Below are 23,594 nucleotides of genomic sequence, written 5' to 3' on the forward strand. Positions count from 1 at the left end.
AAAACAAAAGAGCAGTCATTCTGAGTGTTAAAATTTCGCGAAATTCTGAAGGGAGAATGACATTCAAAAATAAAAGACTGTCATCCTTCGTACCTCAGCATGACAGAAAAAAACGCCTTTTCCCGATGCCTGTGTCCTCACAGGCATCTTCCCGACGTGTCGCCGGTTATCGGTTTAGCAGTTAGGGATTGTTAACGAATATAAGGATTTATTGACATTAGAACGCGGAAGCTATCTTGCTAAAACGTTTAACCTGATGTTTTACTTTATTACCGGCCTTGAAAACTTTACGCGTTGCATCACAATCGAAACCTACAAAGTTTTAAAACTTTGTAAGTTTGATCGCGCTACTAAATAATTTACCATGAAACGCATTTTAGCCATTCCCGGCAGCCTAAGGGCCGGTTCAACAAATCATAATATCCTGAAACACTTAGGTCCCCTTGTACCTGCGGATGTTGATTACAGCATCTACAACGATTTGGCCCTCATCCCTCCTTTTGACCCTGGCAATGACGATGATTACCCACCGGAACCGCTTTTTGAATTAAGGGAGTTATTAAAGCAGGCCGATGGCGTAATCATTTGCACACCCGAATATGCCTTTGGCGTACCCGGCCAACTAAAAAACATGCTGGACTGGACGGTTTCCAGCGGTTCATTCTCCGAAAAGCCGGTCGCCCTCATCACCGCATCTTTAGGTGGCGAAGCAGCCCACGCCGCCATGCTATTGATCCTGGGCGCACTAAACGCGCAGGTTGCCGATGGGGCAAAGCTGAATATATCATTTATCAGGTCAAAAATGGATACCGAGGGAAATGTTACAGACGCCGCAACTATAGGATTATTAAAAAATGTTTTGGACGCTTTCTTATCCGTTATTCAACAGTGATATTTTTTCCTTGAGTAACAAAGTGCTGTTTAACCGTTTGTTTGGTATTAAGGCTACCATCAGTTTGAATCACTGTTTTAAATACATTTGAGTCTATCGCTACATTTGTTCTGGTAGAATCCAGGTGCTTGGTTTCCTCCATTCTTACAGTAGTTATTTCCCTATTTTTTAACTTCGAGTAGCTTTTAAGATCAAATTTAATTAAAGAGTCGCCAATTTCTTCAGGACCCGGCTGCATGCCTCCATCCAAATTATAACCATCTATGGGCTGATTCTGTTTATTTAAAATGATCATGGTTAATGAGCCATAGTCATCGCCCGTTATCCAAACAATGATAGGCTGTAAGTCCCCTATCTTCTTTTGCTTCGATACAAAGTAAGCCGACATGAGATCCCTCGCAAACTTCGGTTTAACATCAAGCGTTTTGCCGATGAACAGACCTATCAGCCGAAACTTTTGAGCAGCCGTAAGTTCTACGTATTTGCGGGAGTAAGATGAATCAGTATAGATGTCATTATCTACACTGGTATCTTTAGTTCTCCGGTTAATCATCTTAACATGCCTGGTGTCGGCTATATTTTGATAAGCATAATTTTTATCGTCCAGAAATGCGGTGTCAATGGCAAGCGTGGTGTCCTTAACCCTTTTGGTAAAATTAGTATTGTCCTTCACTTTATTTTTGCAACCAATTATCGACAATACAAAAAAGGATAAAACGAGACTTGCCGAAAATATTTTGTTCATGTTAAGGCTACCTTAGGTGCGGTAAAAATAATAAAATATTAATTTGTCCACCTATTTTTAGCCTGCAAAAACCATGTTTCCAAAAATTGATAAAAAATTGCAGAAAAGTTTAAAAAAGTAGCTGAAAAATGTCAAAAAACACTTGAAAAGTATCGTAAATATACCATTTGAAAAGCCAGGTCAAAATTATTAGTCTGCCAATTTGACAACTTCGCCCTCTTTGGAACATGCATTGATGGTTGCAGGTAGAAATTAATATTAATCCATTTATATATCAATATTATGCAAGAAAAAGGCAGCATTTCAATCCACACCGAAAACATTTTTCCGATAATTAAGAAATTTCTTTATTCTGATAATGAGATATTTTTGCGCGAGCTGGTATCTAACGCTGTAGATGCTACCCAAAAAATAAAACGCCTGGCTTCTTTAGGCCAATATAGCGGCGAACTTGGCGATCTGCGCGTTGAAGTTGCATTTGACGAGGTTAAGAAAACCATCACCATTAGTGATAATGGCTTGGGTATGACCGCCGAAGAAATAAAAAAATACATCAACCAGATAGCATTTTCGGGCGCTACTGAGTTTATGGAAAAGTTCAAGGAAGCTAAGGATGCCAACGAAATCATCGGTCGCTTTGGTTTAGGCTTTTACTCGGCCTTTATGGTTGCTGACAAGGTTGAAATACAAACACTTAGCTACCAGGAAGGCGCCGAACCAGCGTATTGGGTTTGCGATGGCAGCACCGAATTTGAAATTGGCGAAGGCATTTTAGCCGAGCGCGGTACCGAGATTACCTTATACATCAATAGCGAATCGGAAGAATTCCTGAGCAAATACAAATTGCAGGAAATCCTTGACAAATACTGTAAATTTTTACCTGTGCCTATTAAATTTGGCACCAAAACCGAATCTGTTGAGGATGGTGTTGACGAAGAAGGCAAACCTAAATATATTGATGTTCAGGAAGATAATATCATTAATGATACCAACCCTATCTGGACAAAAGCACCATCTGAATTAAAAGACCAGGATTATCTTGACTTTTACAAACAACTTTACCCTTTCAGCGAAGACCCATTATTCTGGATCCACCTGAATGTTGATTATCCGTTCAACCTTACCGGTGTATTGTACTTCCCTAAGCTGAAAAACGATTTTGAGATCTCGAAAAATAAGATCAAGTTATTTAGCCGCCAGGTATTTATTACCGATGAAGTGAAGGATATAGTGCCTGAGTTTTTGATGTTGTTACATGGTGTAATTGACTCGCCGGATATTCCTTTGAACGTTTCGCGCAGCTTTTTACAGGCCGATAGTAACGTTAAAAAGATAAACAGCTATATCACCAAAAAAGTAGCTGATAAATTGTCAGAATTGTTTAAAACCGACCGTAAAGCTTACGAAGAAAAATGGACAGACATTGGCCTGTTTGTAAAATACGGCATGGTGAGCGAAGATAAGTTTTATGATAAAGCCAAAGACTTTGTTTTGGTAAGCAACACCAAAAAAGAAAACTTTACTTTATCGGAATACAAAGAAAAAGTTGAAGCCATCCAAACCGATAAAGACGGACAGCTGGTTTATATTTATACCAACGATCCGGCTAAACAGGATTCATTTATCCAATCGGCCAACAAAAAAGGTTATGATGTATTGGTGATGAACTCGCCTATTGATAATCACTTCATTAGCCAGCTGGAGCAAAAACTGGAAAAGACTTCGTTGAAACGCGTTGATGCTGATGTAGCTGATAAGCTGATTAAAAAAGACGAAGCGCCTGAATCAGTTTTAACCGACGAGCAATCAACAAAGGTTAAAGACATCTTCAACAAAGCCATTAGCAAACCGGCGTATAGCGTTCAATTAGAGAGCCTTAACCCGGATGAATTGCCAGTAACTGTAACCATGGATGAGTTTATGCGCCGTATGAAAGATATGGCAGCTATGGGTGGCGGCATGGGTTTTTATGGTAATATGCCGGATAATTACAAAGTAATTGTTAACGGAAACCACAAGTTGATAACCCGCATTTTACAGGAAGAAAATGAAGACGTACAAGCCCAGTTATCAAAACAGGCATTTGACCTGGCCCTGCTTTCGCAAGGATTATTAACCGGCGCCGAACTTACCGAGTTTGTAAACCGCAGCGTTAATTTGATTTAACAATTATTTGCTTATATAATAAAAGCCACCTGCAAAAACGGGTGGCTTTTTTATTTAAATATATGTTAAATTTGTTATGGAATAAACCCTTACCCCGCATCCTTGTCTAAACTTTAAATCATTTATTATGAAATTATTGAATAGAATATCTGTAGTTGCTGCCTTTATTTTTATCGGCATAAACATGGCAGATGCGCAAACCCGCCAGGAGAAAAAAGCAGCCCATGTTGCTGAAATAAAACAACTTATCGAAAGTCAAAACTTTGTTTTTGAGGCCAATTACGTAAATCCCGCGAGGGGTGCCGGCAGGGCACTAACGTCATCTGATTACGATTTAACAATCACTAAAGATACGATTATTGCCTACCTTCCCTATTTTGGCCGTGCTTATGTAGCACCTCCCTATGGCTCAACCGAGGGCGGTATCAAATTTACAAATACTCACTTCACTTATGCATTAAAGGCCCGCAAAAAAGATGGCTGGAACATCACCATCAAGCCCACCAACAAAAACATAAGTGATTCCCGCGATGTGCAATCTATGTATCTAACTGTTAGTTCGGATGGTTATGCGTCACTCCAGGTAATCAGCACCAACCGCGATGCCATATCATTTAACGGAATGATTCAGAAAAGACCAGCTAAGAAATGAGGTAAAAGATGAAAGGGTAATGCGAAAGGTAGAAATTTTCCTGATAACCTAATGACTATCTAATAATCCTGCGTTGTCCTTCAGTTCTACACCGGATAGTTTCCGTTTAAAGGCCTCGCTGATCAGGTATAAGATCTTTTTGGCCGCTTTTTTATAGGTAAGTCCCTTGGGGCGGATGTTTGAAACGCAATTTCGGGATTCGTCTGTTAGCCCTGGTTTAGGGGCGTAAGTGAGATACGCTCCTACGCTATCTGCCGAGCTTAATCCAGGCCGTTCGCCAATAAGTACAAGAGATAGTTGCGCTTTAAGATTATAGCCAATATCATCGCCGATGGCTACCCTGCCCTGCTCAACCAGGCTTATTGGCGCAAACTTAAAACCCGCCGCCAATAATAACGGAATAAGTTCTTTTAGCAGTCCAAATGTATTTTCATTTACGGCTGTTGCCGAAAGTCCGTCGGCTACAATGATGGCGATATCGGTTTGGATAAAATAATCTTCTAACAGGCTTAATGACGCTTCATTAAGTTTACGGCCAAAATCCGGGCGCTGCAGGTATTGGCGGCGGTGGGTTACCCGGCTGTGCAGCTGCAGAATGGGTAAATCAAACCGTTTAAATACATCTGTTAAGTGATTGATATCCAACTCCGAATAAACCGCATCGCGGGCGTGGGCATGTGCCAGTTTAAAATCAAGAGATTGTTTCAGCGGGATACTTGTACCCACACGCCCAATAGCTATGCGGGCAGTAGTAAACTCCTGCAAGGCCTTTAAGGGTTCTATCTCGTGGGGGATGTTTCTTTTCATGTTTTTATATCAAAGAAAACGGCAGGTTTTTGGATTATCCTTGACCCTGCCCTTTTACCTTTCAGCTTTATCCTTTCACCTTATATTAAACCATAGCTCCTAACAACCCGTGCGTCGGATCGATAGGTATCATATTACCTTTACTATCGGTAATTCCTTGCCTTATTAACCATTGTTCAAATTCAGGTGATGGTTTTAAATTAAGTACTTTGCGCAAATATAGGGCGTCATGAAATGATGTAGATTGGTAATTAAGCATAATATCATCGGCACCCGGTATGCCCATAACAAAGTTACAACCCGCCACGCCCAACAGGGTTAGCAGGTTATCCATATCATCCTGGTCGGCTTCGGCATGGTTGGTATAGCAAACATCGCAACCCATGGGCAAACCGAGCAGCTTACCACAAAAATGGTCTTCCAATGCAGCCCGGATGATCTGCTTGCCATCATATAAATATTCAGGCCCGATAAAGCCAACAACGGTATTCACCAACAGGGGTTTAAACTTTCGTGCCACAGCATATGCCCTTACCTCGCAGGTTTGCTGGTCGACGCCAAAATTGGAATTGGCAGATAGGGCGCTCCCCTGTCCTGTTTCAAAATACATGACATTATTGCCCACCGTGCCACGGTTAAGAGATAACGTTGCCTGGTAAGCTTCTTCAATTAAGTTAAGGCTGATACCAAAACTTGTATTCGCTTTTTCGGTACCGGCTATTGATTGAAAGCAAAGATCGACTGGTGCGCCTTCATTAATCAGTTGTAAAGTGGTAGTAATATGGCTTAATACACAGGTTTGCGTGGGGATATTAAACTGTTGCCTAACATTGTCCATAAGCCTTAGTAAACTACTTACCGCAGCGGGGCTATCAGTAGCAGGATTTATCCCGATGGTGGCATCGCCACTGCCGTGCAGCAGGCCATCGATAATACTGGCAGCTACCCCTCTGGGATCGTCGGTTGGATGATTTGGCTGTAAACGGGTACTAAAATGTCCGCTTAACCCAATAGTATTACGAAACCGGGTGACTACCCTACATTTTTTTGCTACCGCGATCAAATCCTGATTACGCATTAGTTTAGATACCGCTGCAACCATTTCGGGCGTCAGCCCATCGGCAATATCAGTTAGGGTTTGGGTATCTGTTTCATCACTTAACAACCAATCGCGTAATTCGCCAACAGTTAAATGGCTTATTTGACTAAATGATTTAACATCCTGACTATCAACAATTAAACGGGTTACTTCATCATCTTCGTAAGGGACAACAACCTCATTTAAAAATGTTTTGAGTGGCACATCGGCCAGGGTTATTTGCGCAGCAACCCGTTCTTCATAACTACCGGCGCATACGCCGGCCAGCTCATCGCCCGACCGGTAGGGCGATGCCTTGCCCAGCAAAGTTTTCAAATCCTGAAACTTGTAAACCTTATGTCGAATGGTGTGGCGGTATGGCATTTTTGTTCATTAGTTCACTGGTTCATTAGTTAATTGGTGCCTTGCGGAGTACAGTCTTTTATTTACAGATCAGGCGTTGCCATCATTTCATCTGTAAGGGCTACTTTGTGTTTACCCATAAGGATAAATATAATACTGATCAGAAGCAGGCCTGCAAAAAATATAATGCTCACGGTAAAGTTAAACCACATAATGGCAAATAAACTTATTATTGTTATAAGCAGCGCTATACCCGGAAACCACGGATACACAGGTGCTTTAAATGGTCGTGGAAGCTTTGGCTCCTTTTTCCGCAGGATGAACAAGCTCACCATGCACATAATGTACATAACAACGGCCCCTAAAACCGACAGAACCAAAATTTGTGAGGTGCCATTTTTTGTATGGGTACCAATATAAATGGCTATAAAACTAACAGCCCCGGCCACCACCAACGCCCAATGCGGGGTTTTAAAGCGGTGGTTTAGGTTATCTAATCCTTTTGGCAGATAACCGCTCCTGGCCATTGCAAATACCTGCCTTGACGATGCCAGAATAGTGCCATGAAGCGAAGCTATCAGCCCAAATAAGCCGATGCTGGCAAATATTTTGGTTAAGCCGCTTGCCTTGCCCAGCACTATACCTATTGCTTCGGGCAAGGGGTAATCTAAGGTACTTAGTTTACGCCAATCGGTTATCCCGCCAGTAACAACCATTACGCCTAATGCCAATGCTACCAATGTTGCCAGAGCGCTAATGTAACCTTTGGGGATATCTTTTCGTGGGTCTTTAACTTCTTCGGCAACCATGGCCACGCCTTCTATGGCAAGGTAAAACCATATGGCGAACGGAAGAGCGGCAAACACACCTCCCCAGCCAAAGGGCATTGGGTTACTCATGTAGTTACTCATTTTAAAATGAGGCGAAACTATACCTAAATACAAAACCAATTCGGCAACCGCCAAAATGGTAATGAATACCGAAAATGCGGCAGATTCTTTTACCCCCAAACCATTAAGCAACAAAAATGCGGCATTAAATACCAGGGCCGAGTGCATAACCGGGATTTCCGGGTATAAAAAATGGAGGTAACTCCCTAACGAAATTGCTATTGCCGGCGATGCAAAAAGAAAATCGATAAGCGTGGCATAACCAGCTATTAAGCCACCAAATGGGCCCATGGCCCTGTAGCCATAAGCAAAGGCCCCGCCTGCATGCGGAATTGCCGTGGTAAGTTCTGTGTAACTGAAAATGAACGTGATATACATCACCGTTATAACCACAGTGGCTATAAGCATCCCGATTGTACCGGCAACATCCCACCCAAAATTCCAGCCGAAGTATTCACCAGAGATGACAAGCCCTACAGCTATCGCCCATAAATGGACTGGTTTTAAAACTCTCTTTAATTGCTCTGCCGGGGGGGTTGCCATACGTTTTGATTTGCCGCCATAAGATACTTATTGCGGGGCGAATATCAAAATTGACGTATGTTATAGAATTGTTAACCCGTTAGTTCATTGGTTCATTGGTTCATTGGTTCATTGGTTCATTGGTTCATTGGTTCATTGGTTCATTGGTTCATTGGTTCATTGGAACGCGGGCATAGCGGGCAAAAGTTGTCGACGGCATCAGACTTCCGAAGTTTTAGAAACTTCGGAAGTCTTTCGGCAACCGGACTGATGACTAACCTTCAGACCAGACCAATGAACTAATGAACCAATGAACCAATGAACCAATTAAACCTTCAGCGTATTTTTCAAATACCCTATACTGCTGGTAATGCTTGCCAGCGGATCTTTCGGGCCATCGTGTTCAACGAAGAAATGTTTCATGCCGGCTGATTTTGCGGCTGCGAAGATTGGTTTAAAGTCGATTGTGCCGCTGCCTACGGGTAATATGGTTTTACGCTCGGTATCCAGATCTTTTACGTGCCAAAGCGGGAAACGGCCGGGATGTTGTTTAAACATTTCAACCGGGTCTTTTCCGCCTTTAACAGCCCAGGCCAGGTCCAGCTCCATTTTCACATTCCGGGGGTCGGTTTCGCTCAATAAAAGATCATAAGGAACCTTGCCGTCAACGGCATGAAACTCCATATCATGATTATGATAGGCAAATTGGATACCTACCTTTTTGGCGGCCTCCCCTGTTTTGTTCAATACTTCTATGGTCGATTTGATTTCTTCGAGCGTAGCAGTTGGCGAATTGGCGCAAACCAGGTATTTAACACCACCTGCGGCTGCATCATCAACCAACTCCTGCATATTATCGCGCAGGTTTTTCATTGGAGGTATAACCATCGGTTTGCCATCGGCGCCGTTTGGCAATTTTGTTCCGGGAGGAAGTTTAAATGGTGCGCCTAACACGTGGTGCGACGTCCAGTTCATGCCCAGGTCATTTACCATGGCTTTAAACTCTTTGGGTGTCATACCATAGTAGCCCCCTTTTTTGCTAAAGGCCGATTCCATGTCTTTAAAGCCAAGGGCTGCTATTTTGGTCAGCGTGCCTTTTACATCCTCGTCAATAACACCAAAAAAAGTGAATAGCTGTAAACCAATGGCATGCGGAGCAGCCATATTACTTAATAAGGAAGCAGCTTTGCCGGATAAGGCCATACCGCCAAGCATCAAAGCCCCGGTACTTTGGATAAATTTTCTCCTGTTGTAATTCATGCTGATAATTTAGTTTTAAGTGGTACAGTAAATCTAAATAATAATTATCAGCAAATTAAAACTTATTGTGTCTTTTTTACACATTAGCTCATATAATCATCTCCCGGCAGGCACAAGCTTATGATGTCGGAGAGATAAAAGCATCAAGTGACATCTTGTTTTTACTGCCTGATCCTGGTTAAAAACACAAACCACCAGCAACCGCTTTGGCCAACAGGCACATAAATGGGCGGCCTTTAATTTGCCCAAAACGTGAGTTTTATGTTAACCATGATAAAATACAAATAATTGGCTACCAAATGCTTATATAATATTTTATTCAAAATATGTTAAGTTATGTTAACCCAATTAAATGCTTTTATGCGGCATTTACATTTGATTTTGGCGCTCGTAAAGCGCTGTCATCAGCAGGTGCCTATTTATACAAACAATTAGCTATCAACCCTGTCCAGCCGGTTTGATGGGAAGCCCCCAAACCCCTACCTGTATCACCGTCAAAATATTCGTAAAACAGTACATGGTCCTTAAAATGCGGATCAGTTTGCATTTTGTGATTTGCGCCAAATAATGGCCTGTACCCTTTATCATCGGGCAAAAACAGTTTAGAAACCCTGCTGTATAGTTCATTGGCTACTTCGGACAGGTTCATGAAATTACCCGATCCGGTGGGGCATTCCACTTTAAAATCATCGCCGTAATATTTATAAAAACGCTGAAGGCTATCAATAATAAGGTAATTAATCGGCATCCAGATCGGGCCACGCCAGTTACTGTTACCACCAAAAAGGCCGCTGTCGCTTTCGCCAGGTGTGTAGGCGATGCCAAAATCCACTCCGTTAACTGCTATTTTATAAGGATGATCCAGGTGATATTTTGACAATGAGCGGATGCCATAATCGCTTAAAAATTCATTTTCATCCAGCATATATTTCAGCAGTGATTTCATTCTGTACCCACGCAACAAACTGATAAGATGCTTGCCATTATTACTTGCCTCGTTCCAGCGCGAAACTAAGGAAGCCAAATCCGGCCGTTTTTCGGCAAACCATTTCATCCGTTCTTTAAATATAGGGCTGTCGGCTATATCTGCTTCATCCAAAACTTCGGTTGCAAATAACGGTATCAGGCCTACGATGCTTCTTACCCTCATTTTTACAGAGCCATCATCCGGGAAACGGATCTGGTCATAAAAAAAACCATCCTCATCATCCCAAAGTCCTTCATTGCTTTCGCCAAAGTTTGACATGGCCCCCACGATATAAATAAAGTGCTCAAAAAACTTCGAAGCTATATCCTGGTATGCTTTATCGGTTTCCGCAAGCTCGGTTGCGATCCGCAACAAGTTAAGCGAGTACATCGCCATCCAACTGGTACCATCGGCCTGTTCCAGGTGTTGCCCGGATGGCAGACGGGTATTTCTGTCGAAAACACCGATATTATCCATACCAAGGAAGCCCCCCTCAAAGATATTGTTACCGGCTTCATCCTTACGGTTTACCCACCAGGTAAAATTGAGCATGAGTTTATGGAAAATCCTTTCTAAAAAGTACGTGTCGCCCTTTCCATTATTGGCTGCCTTATCGGTTTTATAAATATTCCAAACGGCCATAGCGTGCACCGGCGGGTTTACATCACTAAAATCCCATTCATAGGCCGGTAATTGCCCATTGGGATGCATATACCAATCGCGGGTGAGTAGTATCAACTGATTTTTTGCGAATGCCATATCTATCGTCGCCAACGGCAGGCAATGGAAGGCCAGGTCCCAGGCGGCAAACCAGGGATACTCCCATTTATCGGGCATCGATATGACATCCTTGGTATTTAAATGTTTCCATTTGCTGTTGCGGGCATTTTCACGCTGGGCAGGTGGCTCCGGCTGAGAAGGATCGCCGTTGAGCCACTGCCGAATGTCGGAATAATAAAATTGCTTATTCCAAAGCATCCCGGCAAAAGCCTGCCGTTGAATAAGGCATTTGTCAACATCATATTTATTACTATAAATATCTCCGTAAAACTGGTCGGCCTCGGTTAAACGTACATCAAATATATTGTCAAAGTCTTCAAAACTGTAATTAGCATCCGGCGAAAGCCTGAGCCTGATGGTAACACTTTGCCCGGCAGCAATATTTATATCATAATTAACAGCAGCCTTTGTACCTGTTTTCTTTGGATTGATGGTGTCGGCCCCATGAACTATGTAATCATTAATACCATCTTTATGGTACTTGTGGCCACTATCAAAATTGTATAGTCGCTGCATATTGGTTTCATTATCGCAAAACAATACAGCCGGATCACCCTCGGTATGCAACCAAAGCTGTCCAAGATCTTCATGAAATATGCCGGTTACGCCGTTACCATGGGCCGAAATTTGCGGTTTGTAATCATCAATACCCCAGCTCCAGGTATTACGGAACCATAGTGTAGGCATTACATTTAATGCAGCATCTTTATCGGATCGGTTATAGACGGTAATTTTTACGAGGATATCATTTGGGTCATTCTTGGCGTATTCAGTAAAAACATCAAAATATTCGTTGTTATCAAAAATGCCGGTATCCATCAGCTCAAACTCAGGATCGTTGCGTGTACGGCGCTTATTTTCGTTAACCAGCCAGGCGTAGGGAAACTCATTTTGCGGGTACTTGTACAAGGTTTTCATGTACGAGTGCGTTGGCGTACTATCCAGGTAATAGTATAATTCTTTTACATCCTCGCCGTGGTTTCCCTCGGGATTACTCAGCCCGAAGTAGCGTTCTTTGATGATGGGGTCTTTTTTATTCCAGAGAGAAATCGCGAAACAAAGGTTTTGCTGACGGTCGCAGATGCCTGCTATACCCTCCTCGCCCCAGCGATAGGCTTTGCTACGGGCCATATCATGAGTTATAAAGTTCCAGGCATCACCATTGGCACTGTAATCTTCCCTAACAGTACCCCATTGGCGGTCGCTCACATAGGGGCCCCACTTTTTCCAGGTTGCATCCTTTAATCTTGCTTGTTCTGCATTCATGAATGCAAAGTAGGCTTATTTGAAATAATTAACAGAATTGTAGGAGATGTTTTACACGATGGTGAAAAAGACATCTAAATAAACCTGCTATTCGACATTTTACCCCCAGGCCTTCCTCAAAAACCTTAACCAGTTACCGTGCATCATGTTTTCAATATCTACATCGGTATAACCTCGTTTTCTTAGCATATCCGGCACTTTTTGCAAATCGGCTATGGTCTCCAGGTCATATGGGCATTGCTCCCGGCCAAAGGCGCCGTCAAGATCGGTGCCCATACCTACATGCAGGGCATTGCCGGCTATCTGGCAAATATGATCGATATGATCTACCATCACCTCCATATTGCAATTCATCCCTTTGGGGGTTGATAGACCCCTCACCCATCCCGGTACCATCATCCAGGCATCCAATGCAGCGCCAATTACTGCACCGCGATCAACCAAAGCTTTAATCATCTCATCACTGTACTGCCTGTTGTGGTTTACCAGTGCGCGACAGTTGTTATGGCTGGCCCAAACGTGGCCGTTAAAGTGATCCAATGCCTCCCAAAAACTATCATCGCACAAATGAGTTGCATCCAAAATAATATTCAGACGCTCCATTTCTTTAAGCAGTTCATGCCCTTTTGGCCCCATGTAGCCGGTGGCATCTGTACCCTGGGCATACCTGCCAGGGCCATAATGCGCGGGTCCTACAGCCCGCAGCCCGTAATTGTAGGCGCGCTCCAAATGTTGTACCGTTATAATCGAATCTGCGCCTTCCAAACTTAGGATATACCCTACGGCCTTAGTTTCTGTTGACTGGCCATCGTTCCAATATGTAAGGTGTTTCTCTAACGATGCCAGGTTATTCACCTGCACCATTTGGCCGGCATCTTCCATGGCCTTATACCAGGCTACCTGCCCCTGTGTTTGCGCCCAGGCCTGTTCGGGCGAGTGCCACCCGGGTAATGGATTACCGGGCGCTACATAACGGCCAATTTGTGTGGCTACCACCAAACCAATATTGCCTTTGCGCAATTCGGGCAAGGTAACAACTGCTTTGGCGCGGTCGGGTTTATCGGTAAGGCCTTCTTCGCGCTGGTTTAATTCGGCCAGCGGACGGGTCAGGTCGCGGTTCCACTCCAGCGCGTTCATGCTCAGGTCTAAATGGGCATCAATTACAAACATATTCTTTTATTGTCAGATGGTGATTTTACGGTCGCGGGCCAGGTTAAGCCATTCGCCGGTAAGTATATTATTTTCGATGGTACAAACGCGTTCGTATAAAGCCACTGTTGGGCATACATGATGCGGGATACCGTAAAGCACATCGCCTATTTGGTAGCCATGGCCCTTACCCGCATCAACAACCAGGTGCTCTTCGCTTTGGCCAACAGGCACCAGTTGCGGTGCATTTAAAAAGTAAATTCGCTTTGCCAGTTCATTTTCGGCCGAAATAGATTTATGCCCAACATCCAGGCAAAGTTTAGTAGCATCGGGCAGCGATACAACCCGTGTAACTACCAATACAGCGGGTAAAAAGGGTTGCTCAGGTATCTCCAGTTCATAGCCCCTGTCCCAATAAACAAAAGTACCCGGGCTACATTCTACAACAGACCTTTTGGAATGAATGGTAAACGTTGGCGAGCCACCGGCAATAATCACCGGTTCGGGATAATCTTTTGCTTTCAGATCTTGTTGCAGCTTTAACACAGGCGCAAAACCGGCATCACAGCGCTCCTTCCGTTTTGCCACATCAACATCGTGAATATGGCCGTCGTAAGCATGCAAGCCAACGGGCGTAATCCCGGGCAATACCGCACAATCCATATACAACTGCAGTGCATCAAAACCGGGCGCAATGCCTGTACGGTTCATACCAACATTTAAATCGATATAAACATCAATGGTAATTTTACCAACTACTACAGCATCCGAAATTTCTTTGGCTGCTAAATCGTTATCAACTAAACACGAAAAGCGGGTTTGCGGGTAAGTATCTATTAATTTGATAAACCTATCCAGCTTAGGCCCTACAGGCTGATAAGCCAGCAAAACATCGGGTGCTTTACACATGCCCAGCAATTCTGCTTCAGCAATGGTAGCGCATTTAAATTTGTTAATTCCCGTATCCAGCAACAGCTGTGTAACCTCCTTGTTTTTGTAGGTTTTAATATGCGGGCGCAACCGCGCTACATCATCAATCATGGTTTTAAGCAGATTGATGTTGGCCTGTACCCTATCGGGATAAACAACCAAAGCCGGTGTATCCAGTTTATCTACGTTATCTATCGTGAACCAGTGGTGAGTGGTGAGTGGTGAGTGGTGAGTCATGACCAGTTAAATGAATAGCAAACGAGTTTTTCTAAAGTCTGTATTTTGCCATTTGTTTTATAATAAATCCCATTGATTTGCGCCATCAAAAACGGTCCAAGTCGTCTTAAGATAGTTTTTATTTCCTCACCGCGTACCCATCTCCCCTCTAAAAAATTCTTGATACTTGATACTAACTACTTGATACTAAAATCAAACCAATTCAAATAAAGCTTCGATTTCAACCGGGATATTATCGGGTAGCGATCCCATGCCTACTGCGCTGCGCACGCCGATGCCATTTTCTTCGCCCCATATTTTGGCAAAAAGTTCGCTTGCCCCGTTAATGATGAAAGGATGTTTTTCAAAATCGGGTGTGCAGTTAACCATGCCTAATACTTTTATTACACGTTTTACCTTATCTAAACTGCCTATGTTGGCTTTTACGGTAGCCAGCATGGCTAAACCAACCTGGCGGGCAGCAAGCTTCCCATCTTCCATATTTATGGTATCGCCAATACGGCCTATAATCAGGGTACCATCATCCTGTACCGTTCCGTGACCGGATAGGTAAAGGTATTTTCCATCAATTAAACATGGTTTATAAACGCCAAGCGGCTTTGGTGCTGGCGGCAGGTTTAAACCAAGCGCTGCAAAATTTTCTTCGGGAGTGTTCATATTGTAAAACTATAGTATTTTCAAATCTATAAATACTATTCATAAAGTTGAGAAAACATATTTAAAAATTTTAAAAACTTACGATATGGTAGTAAGACCATCGAAAACAACCCCCAAAAGCAACAAAGTAGGTTTCTGTTTGCCATAAAAACAAAAAAGCCGGGGATCTCAAACCCGGCTTTTGCTTAAACCATGAATCAACTTTATTTAAATCTGTACGTAATTCCAATGTTAACGGCGTAATCGGCAAAAGCCGCGTCGCCTTGTGTGTATGTTCCGGTAAGGTTGGTTGAAATTTTGTCAGCAACACTTTGCGTACGTTCGCGACGTAAAGCAACCGGCACAAATGCATAAATAGAAAGTGATTTTAAACGGAATGTAACCCCGGGCTCGGCCGAAAGGATATTACCCGGCCTTCTGAAACCGTTACTGCCGCCAACAAGGTCGTGAACCGGTAAGCACTCATAACGTGCACCTGCCGAAAAGTCAAATTTACCTGTGCCATAGCTTGCACCCGCCCTAAGCATTACCTGGTCTGGCACACTCATAATATCGCTGCCATTTGCAATAGCTTTGGCACTTGGAGTACCACCGCGGGCTGTTGAAACGCCATTTTGTTCTCTTGGGCTAACGAGATAATAAAAACCACCATATACACCAAATTTGTGCGTAAAATTGTAATAAGCGTTTATTTCGGTGGTTATGCCGGTACCGCCGTCGCCCAACTGTATAGACTGATCAACCGGGCCAAGTACTTTGGCATCGGTTGTGCCCTGGTGGTAAAAATAGTCCTGGTAGTTATAAGCACCGGTAGCGAGTTTTAAGCCCAAGCCAACCTGGATATTTCCCTTACGTGCTTTAGCCGGATTTAATAACCAGGCATATGCAGTTAAACGAACATCGCCCAAACCAAATGAATGTGTCTCTAAACGTTCTTTACCGCCATGCTCGTATAACGATGAACGGCTGTTATCCACAATAGGTACATCCACCGCAAACGACCAGCGATTGTTAAAAATACGGGTAAGTGTTATATCATTGGTATAGGAGTGGTTAATAACATTTGTACCCAGCGCTATACGTTGTTTTTGCTCAGTTGTGCCAACAAAATGTTTGTATGACCTGAAGTATCGGCTATTGCTATTTAACAACCAGCTTCCTTCAGCAGCATTGGCACTATCCGGATGTTCGTCCATGGTGCACAAACCGCCTGTACTCCTGATGGCTACGCAGCCTTGTGCGTTTACTTTTGCGTTTGTAAAAAGTACAAATAATGCTGCCACGCAGCTTAATTTTAAAATTAGTTTCATAGTTTTTTTTAGTGGTTATTATTATTTAGATAATTGGGTATTAAGGCCGGGTGATAAAACCCAGCTAAAGCCTGCTTTTTACAGGATATCAGGTTAATTAATTAGTTTGTAAATGGGCTGATTTTTTAAAAGGCCATGATAAAAATCCGGTAGGCGATCGCTTAACAGCAAACCATAAGGATAATAATACCCCATAGCTGCCGCCCCGCTCAACCCATTCAAATATTTCATATTTAGGGTAAAAGAGTTCGCTTGTTATTTTCCAGATGATAAACAAAAACAGAATATTTGCGAATGGGCGAATAAGTACAGAAAGTGCTGCCAAAACTTCAAAAGTGCCAACTACCAGCGCGGTTTTATCAGGATCGTTAAAACCCAAAGCATGGTACTGATTAATTAAACTTTGTTTTTGTATCAGGTTTAACCAACCATGGCCCAACAGCAGCAGGAATGCAAACAACCTTAAACAATTTAAAACATTTTTTAAGGTACCTGCATCCATGTTTATATTGTCATCCATCCGGGCGAACCATTTTTTTAGCGGTATTTTAACCCCACCCTGCATTAGCAGCAGTACAAATGGAGCACCAAAATTACCTGCGCGTTCAATAAACTCGGCAAATGGCTCGCCCGATAAAGGACGCATGGCGGCTGTAATTATCCCCCACACCACCAGCCAGCCGGCTACCGCACGTGTTGGATATACCAATAGCGATAAGCCAAACAAAATATCCATCACTCCTACGTAGGGCATCAGCGTGTATGACATATCATGCCCGATGCCAACTACGGCAAAATAATTACACCAAATTTGCTTGGTGATGATACCAAAGGCACCATGACCTATAAAACACATTGCTGACGCAAACCTGAGCGTGTAGTATATATTTTTATCTGAAATTAAACGCGACATGTTATTGTATCTTAAACTCTCCCTACCCGTTATAATCCTGCACCGTCTGCTTTACCCCTGTTAACCGCGTATTGTCCTACCGCTTTGCCGGTTACTAAACCAACTTCGCAATCGCTGCGGAAGTGGATACCACCGTACAGCCTCGACATGGCGGCCGCTTGTGCCAGATCAGTAAACTTAGTTCCTCTGTCAGGTAATAAATAACTTAATACGGTTGCTGCTGCGCCGCTAAAGTTAGAGTGTCCTGATGTATAAGCCGGGAAATTTGGCACCCCCGTAAGCGTTTTAATCAACGGATCAACCTGCGACGGGCGTTGGTTAAAGTAAAAATATTTTGTATCCCAGCAAACAATAGCGGCATCCATTTCGGCCATATTTAGCAACGCAAAGTTACGGGCCCAGCGCACTTCGCTATAATTTTGTTTCACAAACTCATCGGCAGCAATAGCATTCCAGTGGCCAGCCGGTGTGTAGGTACCAATGCCATCAGCCCAAAAAGCAACCTGCTCTTCATGTGCCCGACTATGATCTTTACTCATTGATAGTACTTCATCAACTTCTTTTTTATATTCGGCCGAAGTAGATAAATACGGTGGCGCCGGGCGCAGTGAAACAACAGTTAATGTATCAAACAAAAACGGAAGCACTTTTGAAAACAAAGGCAACATCGGTGGTCTTTTAGGTGTTTCTAAACTCACCCAAAACTTTCCTGATTCAAATGCCGTTGTTTGTAGCGTGGCCCAAACAGCCGGCGTACCTATTGCTTTACCTGCACGATCTCCACGGGCACGGGCTGCAAATAAAGCTGCAACCTGTTTTCCTAATGATTCACCTGCTGCTATCTCGCCGCGGGTATTTGCACCTGCCATTATACGGTATTCTTTTTCTTCCTGGGCTTTTTGGTTGATGTAAGCCAGTTCGGTAGGGAATAACAGCTTCATTAGCTCAACGGTGGTACCGGCAACAACTGCATCTTCACTTGGATATGATGGCAGTTCAGAAACCGGCACCAAGGCCTGTACAGCTGCATCATTTTTGTAAGGGGCCGTACGTTTATAAGTGTTTTTAAAGTGCCACGCAGCCAACAAAGCATCATATTGCGCTGCGCTCACATAAGCATAAGCGCGGGCGGCATATGGCGGGTTCGAGAATGGAAACTCCGGGTAATTAAATGGGTTGGCCGAACTTGGCGCGGGATAGGTACCATCAGCATTTTGATATGGCGCAACGTTATGCTTGGCCACCAGTTGGCGCATAATCTCGTTCCACCGTAACACAGCACCTGCGCTCCAGTATTTAATAGATGCCTTTTGGTCGTCAGTTAAATTTCTCTGTGCTGCTTTAATTTCGTTAATATCCGCAAGGTAAGCCGGCGAAGTAACCGCATCGGGGGCGGCAACGGTAAGCACACTAAAATCATTAACCAGCACTGGTTTCCAGGTATCGGCATTAAGGTCGATATTAGCGGGGGCCAGCGCGGGGTATTGTTGAGTACGATCTACAATGTCTTTTTTACAGGATAAGCTAAATATAGCCACGCCTATAAACATTGATGGTATTATATAAAGTAATGATCTTTTCATCAGATTCTCTTTTAATTATTATAAATTATTTCTCTTTCCTGGTATTAAAAACATAGTCAATACCACCGTAGAAGGTGCGCGACTGGCCAACATTTCGGCCTTTCAACACATAATTGCCGCCCGCTGTCACTTCTAATCCTGGTATTTTGGTAAACATATATTTAAGGATGAGCCCCGCGACCCGCGAATTCATTTTATTACTTGGGAAAGGATTATCGTTTTTCCTGATATCAAAGCCTCCATGCGTATCAACCTGCGTAAACGTAGCCTCGGCATTAAATTGCAGGCTCCTGAAACCGGCACTGATTAAATAATTAGAAACATCGGGCATCTGCACTTCGTTGGTATAATGCATTTCGGTAGTGTAATAGGAGTTTCTGTCGATAGTAATATTACTCCGGCGCACATACTGATAAGCACCGGCCACAAAAAACCTGCTAATCTGGTAATTGAGTAAACCACGTAAAGCGACATTTTTACTGTGTAAGCCGATAGATAATGGTAAAAAATCAGCTTCATAGTTACTTGCAGGTATCGAGCCCGAAAGAATAGCATGTAAACTCAAAGATCCTTTACCTATTTCATGTTTAACAGCCAGCCATTTTACATAGGCGCTTACATCCTGAAAATTGTGCTCGCCCCGCAAAGTTCCGGCGCTGGCATTGGTTGTAATATAAGGAAGCGCAACAGATATATTGATTTTGTTTGACAAGCCATAAACAACACCAAGCATGTAAGCATTTGAACTTACCGTACCCATATTTGGCGCATCGCGTTTGAAGGTACCTTCCCAGTAATGGTCCCACTGGCTGTGTGTGTAAGCGCCAGCCACACAAACATAGTTTTTGGGTATCATCAGCGCGTCGGCATCAGTTTGGGCTTGTACATGTTTAGTTAAAGTAAGGCATACAGCCATAACAATAAAGCATCTGTAAAAATACAGCAATGAATATTTCATTCTATTTAAGTAAGGAAATTCAATAAAAATTTAATAATAAACCAACTGACAGAAAATGATTTAAAGCATTAAATAACACGTTAAACATTAATTCAGCGTAAAAGCCGGAAGCCTACGATTATGTGTCATCAAAATATCTGATTGAAGCCCACTATGCAGACTAAAAAGAGTTATTTAAATGATAAGCAAATTAAACAGCCTTTATCTTTTTCCGATAAAAGAACAATTCAACATCATAATTTATAAGCTATAATTAGCAGGTAAAATTTGGCGGTTTGCCTGGAGATTCAATGTAAGGGTCGTTCACATGGTAGGCTATAGGGCTTGCAATAGCTTTAAGCAGCGTTGAAAAGGCTACAAACTGGTAGTTTGTTACCTGGAAGCTATAATCGTTTCCTGTGCCGGATTTTTTAAGCTGATCATGCCCCTTTTTACTAAGTGGTACATCATTAATTTCTTTGGCAATGACCAGGTTGGCAGATACCAGGCGGGTTTTAACACTATTTGCAATACAAATGAACGACATGGTATCCGGCGACATTTTGTATCTTAAATAGTTGTAATAAACTCCTTTTAACTGTAGTTGGCCGTTATCCCTTACGTAGTGGTCCCATTTTTTTATACCGGGAAGGTGAACCGGGATTTTGATTTCGACAAGTTTGGTTGCGTCAATCTTGTTTTCGTAAATCTCTTTAACTATCTGTATTTCTGATTGGTGAATGAAATACTGAAATACAAACTGGTACCCGCCCAAATTGAACAGGTGCACATTAAGTAATAGCATTGCAATAAACCTTTTCACTTTTCCAGATTAACTATTAGGGTAATAATTAGCGGTAAATATATTGTTACAATACTATTAAAACAAATAAAAGTAAAAATTGTACTGCGAAAAGCAGATATGAGATGTTAGATATGAGAGGGACTTAAAATTTCAGGTGTTTTGAGCCGGACAAACAAAACACGACACGTCCTATAAGGCGCTCAGAACTCAACCCTTTCGCCCGAAGGGCTATCCTTCATTATATTATATATGATTAACATAATATAACTTTGTTTGCATATTTGTACCAAACTTATCATATGATACTACGAAAATACTTTTCGGCATCAAACATCATGTTTGCATTGCTCATGGTACTGGCTGTGATTACCTGGGTGAACCCCACAGCCAAAATTGAGCTAATTCGTGGGCTGATGGCCGTTGGGGCTTTTAAACCAGATCCGGATGATTATGCCCGTAACCATAAAGCCCCTGCAAACCTGCCCGATTATAGTTACCGGGATACATCAGGAAATACAATTTCAATATCCGGCCTCAAAAATAAGGTTGTGTTTGTAAATTATTGGGCTACCTGGTGCCCGCCCTGCCTTGCCGAAATGCCATCGGTAAAAGGGCTTTACATGAAGTTTAAAAATAACCCCAATGTTGTCTTTATAATGGTTGATACAGATAACGACCAGCTAAAGTCAGGAACGTTCCTCAAAAATAACCATTACAGCCTGCCATTATATACGTCTGTCGGCAAATTTCCGGATACTTTACTGGATGGCACTATACCAACAACCCTGATATTTGGCAAAGATGGCAAGCTAAAGTACAAACATACCGGCGCTGCCGATTACAACAGCGATAAGTTTAATGAGTTTTTGGAGAGGGAAGCGAAATAGACTCAAGAATCAAGACAAAAGACTATTAAGTAAAATTCAAACAAAAGCTTATCTCAATATGCGGTCTCGCCGCAGTATTTTATCGAAGGCATAACAATTCACTACTCTCTACTCACCGTTCACCAATAATTTTTATTGTTAAAACAACACTTATTAATTATTTTTTCTTTTCTTTACGGCATAAACCTGTTATTCCATGAAAAGAAATTTCCTCTCATCACTTGGCGCTGCCGCCTTGTGTTTAATTTCGGCATCCGGTTACAGCCAAACCGGAACGCTTAGTATCAGTACCGATTCAAAAACAACCATCAGCAAGCACATTTACGGGCAATTTGCCGAGCATTTGGGCCGTGGAATTTACGGTGGCTTTTGGGTTGATAAAAACCTCCCTGTTAAAAAGCAGGACAGGATTCGCCTGGATGTTGTAGAGGCGTTGAAAAAGATCAAGATCCCTAACCTGCGCTGGCCGGGCGGATGCTTTGCTGATGAATATCACTGGCGTGATGGTATTGGCCCAACAGCCTTGCGCCCAAGGATGGTAAACACCAACTGGGGTGGCGTTACAGAAGATAACAGCTTTGGCACGCATGAGTTTTTGGAACTTTGCGAATTACTGAAATGCGAGCCTTATGTTGCCGGTAATGTGGGCAGCGGTACGGTAGAAGAAATGTCGAAATGGATTGAATACCTTAACTCGAACAGTACCAGCACTGTGGTTAAAGAACGTGTTAAAAACGGTCACCCGGCACCTTATAAAGTAACTATTTGGGGCGTGGGCAATGAAAGCTGGGGCTGCGGCGGCAACATGACGCCAGAGTACTATGCCGACCTTTTTAAACGCTATGCTTCGTTCGCCAAAGATTATCCGGGTGCGCAGCTGCAAAAAATAGCCAGCGGTCCTAATGCCGACGATTATAACTGGACGGAAGTTTGTATGAAGAAGATCCCGTCGGGGATGATGTCGGGCCTATCTTTACATTATTACACCATCCCTACCGGTAACTGGGGCAAAAAAGGTTCGGCTACCGCGTTTAGCGAAAAAGAATACTTTAACACCATGGTTAACTGCCTTAAAATGGAAGAGCTTGTTACCAAACACTCGGCTATTATGGATAAATACGATCCCGGAAAAAAAGTGGCCCTGGTGGTTGACGAATGGGGTGTTTGGACAGACCCTGAACCAGGCCCCAACGCCGGCGTTTTGTTTCAGCAAAACAGCCTGCGCGATGCCTTAATTGCAGGTACTACACTTAATATTTTCAATAACCATAGCGACCGTATACGTATGGCAGCTTTGGCGCAAACCGTCAACGTGTTACAAGCGCTTATTTTAACCGACAAAGAAAAAATGGTGCTTACCCCTACCTATCATGTTTTTGATATGTACAAGGTGCACCAGGATGCCAAATACCTGCCTATTAAGCTGGATGTGCCAAACTACGAGGTTGATGGCAAAAAAATAGAGGCGGTAAATGCGTCTGCATCGCAGGATAACACAGGCAAGGTACATATTTCATTAGTTAACCTTGATATGCATAATGCCATCACCATTACTACCGAATTGAAGGATGTTAAATGGAGTGCTGTTAAAGGCCAGGTGTTAACCTCAGCAAATATTACGGATATTAACACTTTTGCGGTGCCAAACAAACTGCACCTGGCAACCTTTACCAATGCCAAAAAAGATGGAGATAAACTGGTGGTTACACTACCCGCAAAATCGGTAGTGACACTGGAGTTGAATTAATATTTTATTATGTCATTGCGAGCGATAGCGTGGCAATCGCGAACTGTGCAA

Annotated in this window: 19 protein-coding genes; 5 read left to right on the top strand and 14 right to left on the bottom strand. The window is 42.9% G+C overall.

The genetic code is table 11. From position 1 onward, the window contains the following. Positions 1–364 precede the first annotated feature (364 nt). Positions 365–892, top strand: a complete 528-nt coding sequence (locus PQ469_RS13680; protein WP_274213455.1) for an NADPH-dependent FMN reductase — start codon at positions 365–367, stop codon at positions 890–892. Here PQ469_RS13680 and PQ469_RS13685 read toward each other — a convergent pair. After that, the gene (locus PQ469_RS13685; RefSeq protein ID WP_274213456.1) at positions 879–1,637 is read right to left on the bottom strand and encodes a hypothetical protein; all 759 of its coding nucleotides are present in this window, start codon (positions 1,635–1,637) and stop codon (positions 879–881) included. The two genes, PQ469_RS13680 and PQ469_RS13685, sit on opposite strands and share 14 nt — an antisense overlap. Before the next feature lie 282 nt (positions 1,638–1,919). Here PQ469_RS13685 and htpG point away from each other — a divergent pair, with 282 nt between their 5' ends. Both htpG and PQ469_RS13695 read left to right on the top strand, forming a co-directional pair. Further along, positions 1,920–3,803 carry a molecular chaperone HtpG gene (gene htpG, locus PQ469_RS13690; RefSeq protein ID WP_274213457.1) on the top strand — a complete coding sequence of 628 codons (1,884 nt, stop codon included), beginning with the start codon at positions 1,920–1,922 and terminating at the stop codon, positions 3,801–3,803. Positions 3,804–3,930: 127 nt separating this feature from the next. Then, a complete protein-coding gene (locus PQ469_RS13695) occupies positions 3,931–4,455 on the top strand; it encodes a DUF4251 domain-containing protein (protein WP_090652637.1) in 525 nt (174 codons plus the stop codon). Positions 4,456–4,503: 48 nt separating this feature from the next. Here the strand turns inward: PQ469_RS13695 and eutC are convergent, their stop codons facing one another. The 13 genes from eutC to PQ469_RS13760 form a co-directional block, all read right to left on the bottom strand. Continuing rightward, on the bottom strand, positions 4,504–5,262 hold the full coding sequence (eutC, locus tag PQ469_RS13700) for an ethanolamine ammonia-lyase subunit EutC (RefSeq protein WP_274213458.1): 759 nt from the start codon (positions 5,260–5,262) through the stop codon (positions 4,504–4,506). Between the two features lie 85 nt (positions 5,263–5,347). Continuing rightward, positions 5,348–6,676: an ethanolamine ammonia-lyase subunit EutB gene (locus PQ469_RS13705; RefSeq protein ID WP_274213459.1), complete on the bottom strand. Its 1,329-nt coding sequence runs from the start codon at positions 6,674–6,676 to the stop codon at positions 5,348–5,350. A 110-nt stretch (positions 6,677–6,786) separates the two neighbouring features. Then, on the bottom strand, positions 6,787–8,136 hold the full coding sequence (gene eat, locus PQ469_RS13710) for an ethanolamine permease (protein ID WP_274213460.1): 1,350 nt from the start codon (positions 8,134–8,136) through the stop codon (positions 6,787–6,789). Between the two features lie 306 nt (positions 8,137–8,442). After that, on the bottom strand, positions 8,443–9,375 hold the full coding sequence (locus PQ469_RS13715; protein ID WP_274213461.1) for a sugar phosphate isomerase/epimerase family protein: 933 nt from the start codon (positions 9,373–9,375) through the stop codon (positions 8,443–8,445). A 415-nt stretch (positions 9,376–9,790) separates the two neighbouring features. After that, entirely contained in the window at positions 9,791–12,388 is a 2,598-nt protein-coding gene (locus PQ469_RS13720) for an MGH1-like glycoside hydrolase domain-containing protein (protein WP_274213462.1), read from the bottom strand. A gap of 99 nt (positions 12,389–12,487) precedes the next feature. Continuing rightward, positions 12,488–13,558, bottom strand: a complete 1,071-nt coding sequence (locus PQ469_RS13725) for a dipeptidase (RefSeq protein WP_274213463.1) — start codon at positions 13,556–13,558, stop codon at positions 12,488–12,490. A gap of 12 nt (positions 13,559–13,570) precedes the next feature. Continuing rightward, positions 13,571–14,704, bottom strand: coding sequence for a D-TA family PLP-dependent enzyme (locus tag PQ469_RS13730; RefSeq protein WP_274213464.1), 1,134 nt, complete (start codon positions 14,702–14,704; stop codon positions 13,571–13,573). A gap of 192 nt (positions 14,705–14,896) precedes the next feature. Then, positions 14,897–15,361 (bottom strand): RidA family protein, encoded by a 465-nt coding sequence (locus PQ469_RS13735; RefSeq protein ID WP_090652646.1) that lies wholly within the window; start codon positions 15,359–15,361, stop codon positions 14,897–14,899. Positions 15,362–15,564: 203 nt separating this feature from the next. Beyond that, positions 15,565–16,671, bottom strand: coding sequence for a hypothetical protein (locus tag PQ469_RS13740; RefSeq protein ID WP_274213465.1), 1,107 nt, complete (start codon positions 16,669–16,671; stop codon positions 15,565–15,567). A gap of 97 nt (positions 16,672–16,768) precedes the next feature. Then, a complete protein-coding gene (locus PQ469_RS13745) occupies positions 16,769–17,584 on the bottom strand; it encodes a hypothetical protein (RefSeq protein WP_274213466.1) in 816 nt (271 codons plus the stop codon). Positions 17,585–17,613: 29 nt separating this feature from the next. Beyond that, complete coding sequence (locus PQ469_RS13750) at positions 17,614–19,167, bottom strand: vanadium-dependent haloperoxidase (protein ID WP_274213467.1); 1,554 nt, start codon at positions 19,165–19,167, stop codon at positions 17,614–17,616. A 25-nt stretch (positions 19,168–19,192) separates the two neighbouring features. Further along, complete coding sequence (locus PQ469_RS13755; RefSeq protein WP_090652649.1) at positions 19,193–20,083, bottom strand: hypothetical protein; 891 nt, start codon at positions 20,081–20,083, stop codon at positions 19,193–19,195. Positions 20,084–20,378: 295 nt separating this feature from the next. Beyond that, positions 20,379–20,927: a hypothetical protein gene (locus PQ469_RS13760; RefSeq protein WP_274213468.1), complete on the bottom strand. Its 549-nt coding sequence runs from the start codon at positions 20,925–20,927 to the stop codon at positions 20,379–20,381. Between the two features lie 281 nt (positions 20,928–21,208). On the opposite strand from PQ469_RS13760, the gene PQ469_RS13765 reads away from it, so the two are divergent. Together PQ469_RS13765 and PQ469_RS13770 are read left to right on the top strand one after the other, a co-directional pair. Further along, entirely contained in the window at positions 21,209–21,796 is a 588-nt protein-coding gene (locus PQ469_RS13765) for a TlpA family protein disulfide reductase (protein ID WP_274213469.1), read from the top strand. Between the two features lie 196 nt (positions 21,797–21,992). Then, a complete protein-coding gene (locus tag PQ469_RS13770) occupies positions 21,993–23,543 on the top strand; it encodes an alpha-N-arabinofuranosidase (protein ID WP_274213470.1) in 1,551 nt (516 codons plus the stop codon). The last annotated feature ends 51 nt before the right edge of the window (positions 23,544–23,594 follow it).

Source organism: Mucilaginibacter sp. KACC 22773 (genome assembly GCF_028736215.1).
GTDB lineage: Bacteria > Bacteroidota > Bacteroidia > Sphingobacteriales > Sphingobacteriaceae > Mucilaginibacter.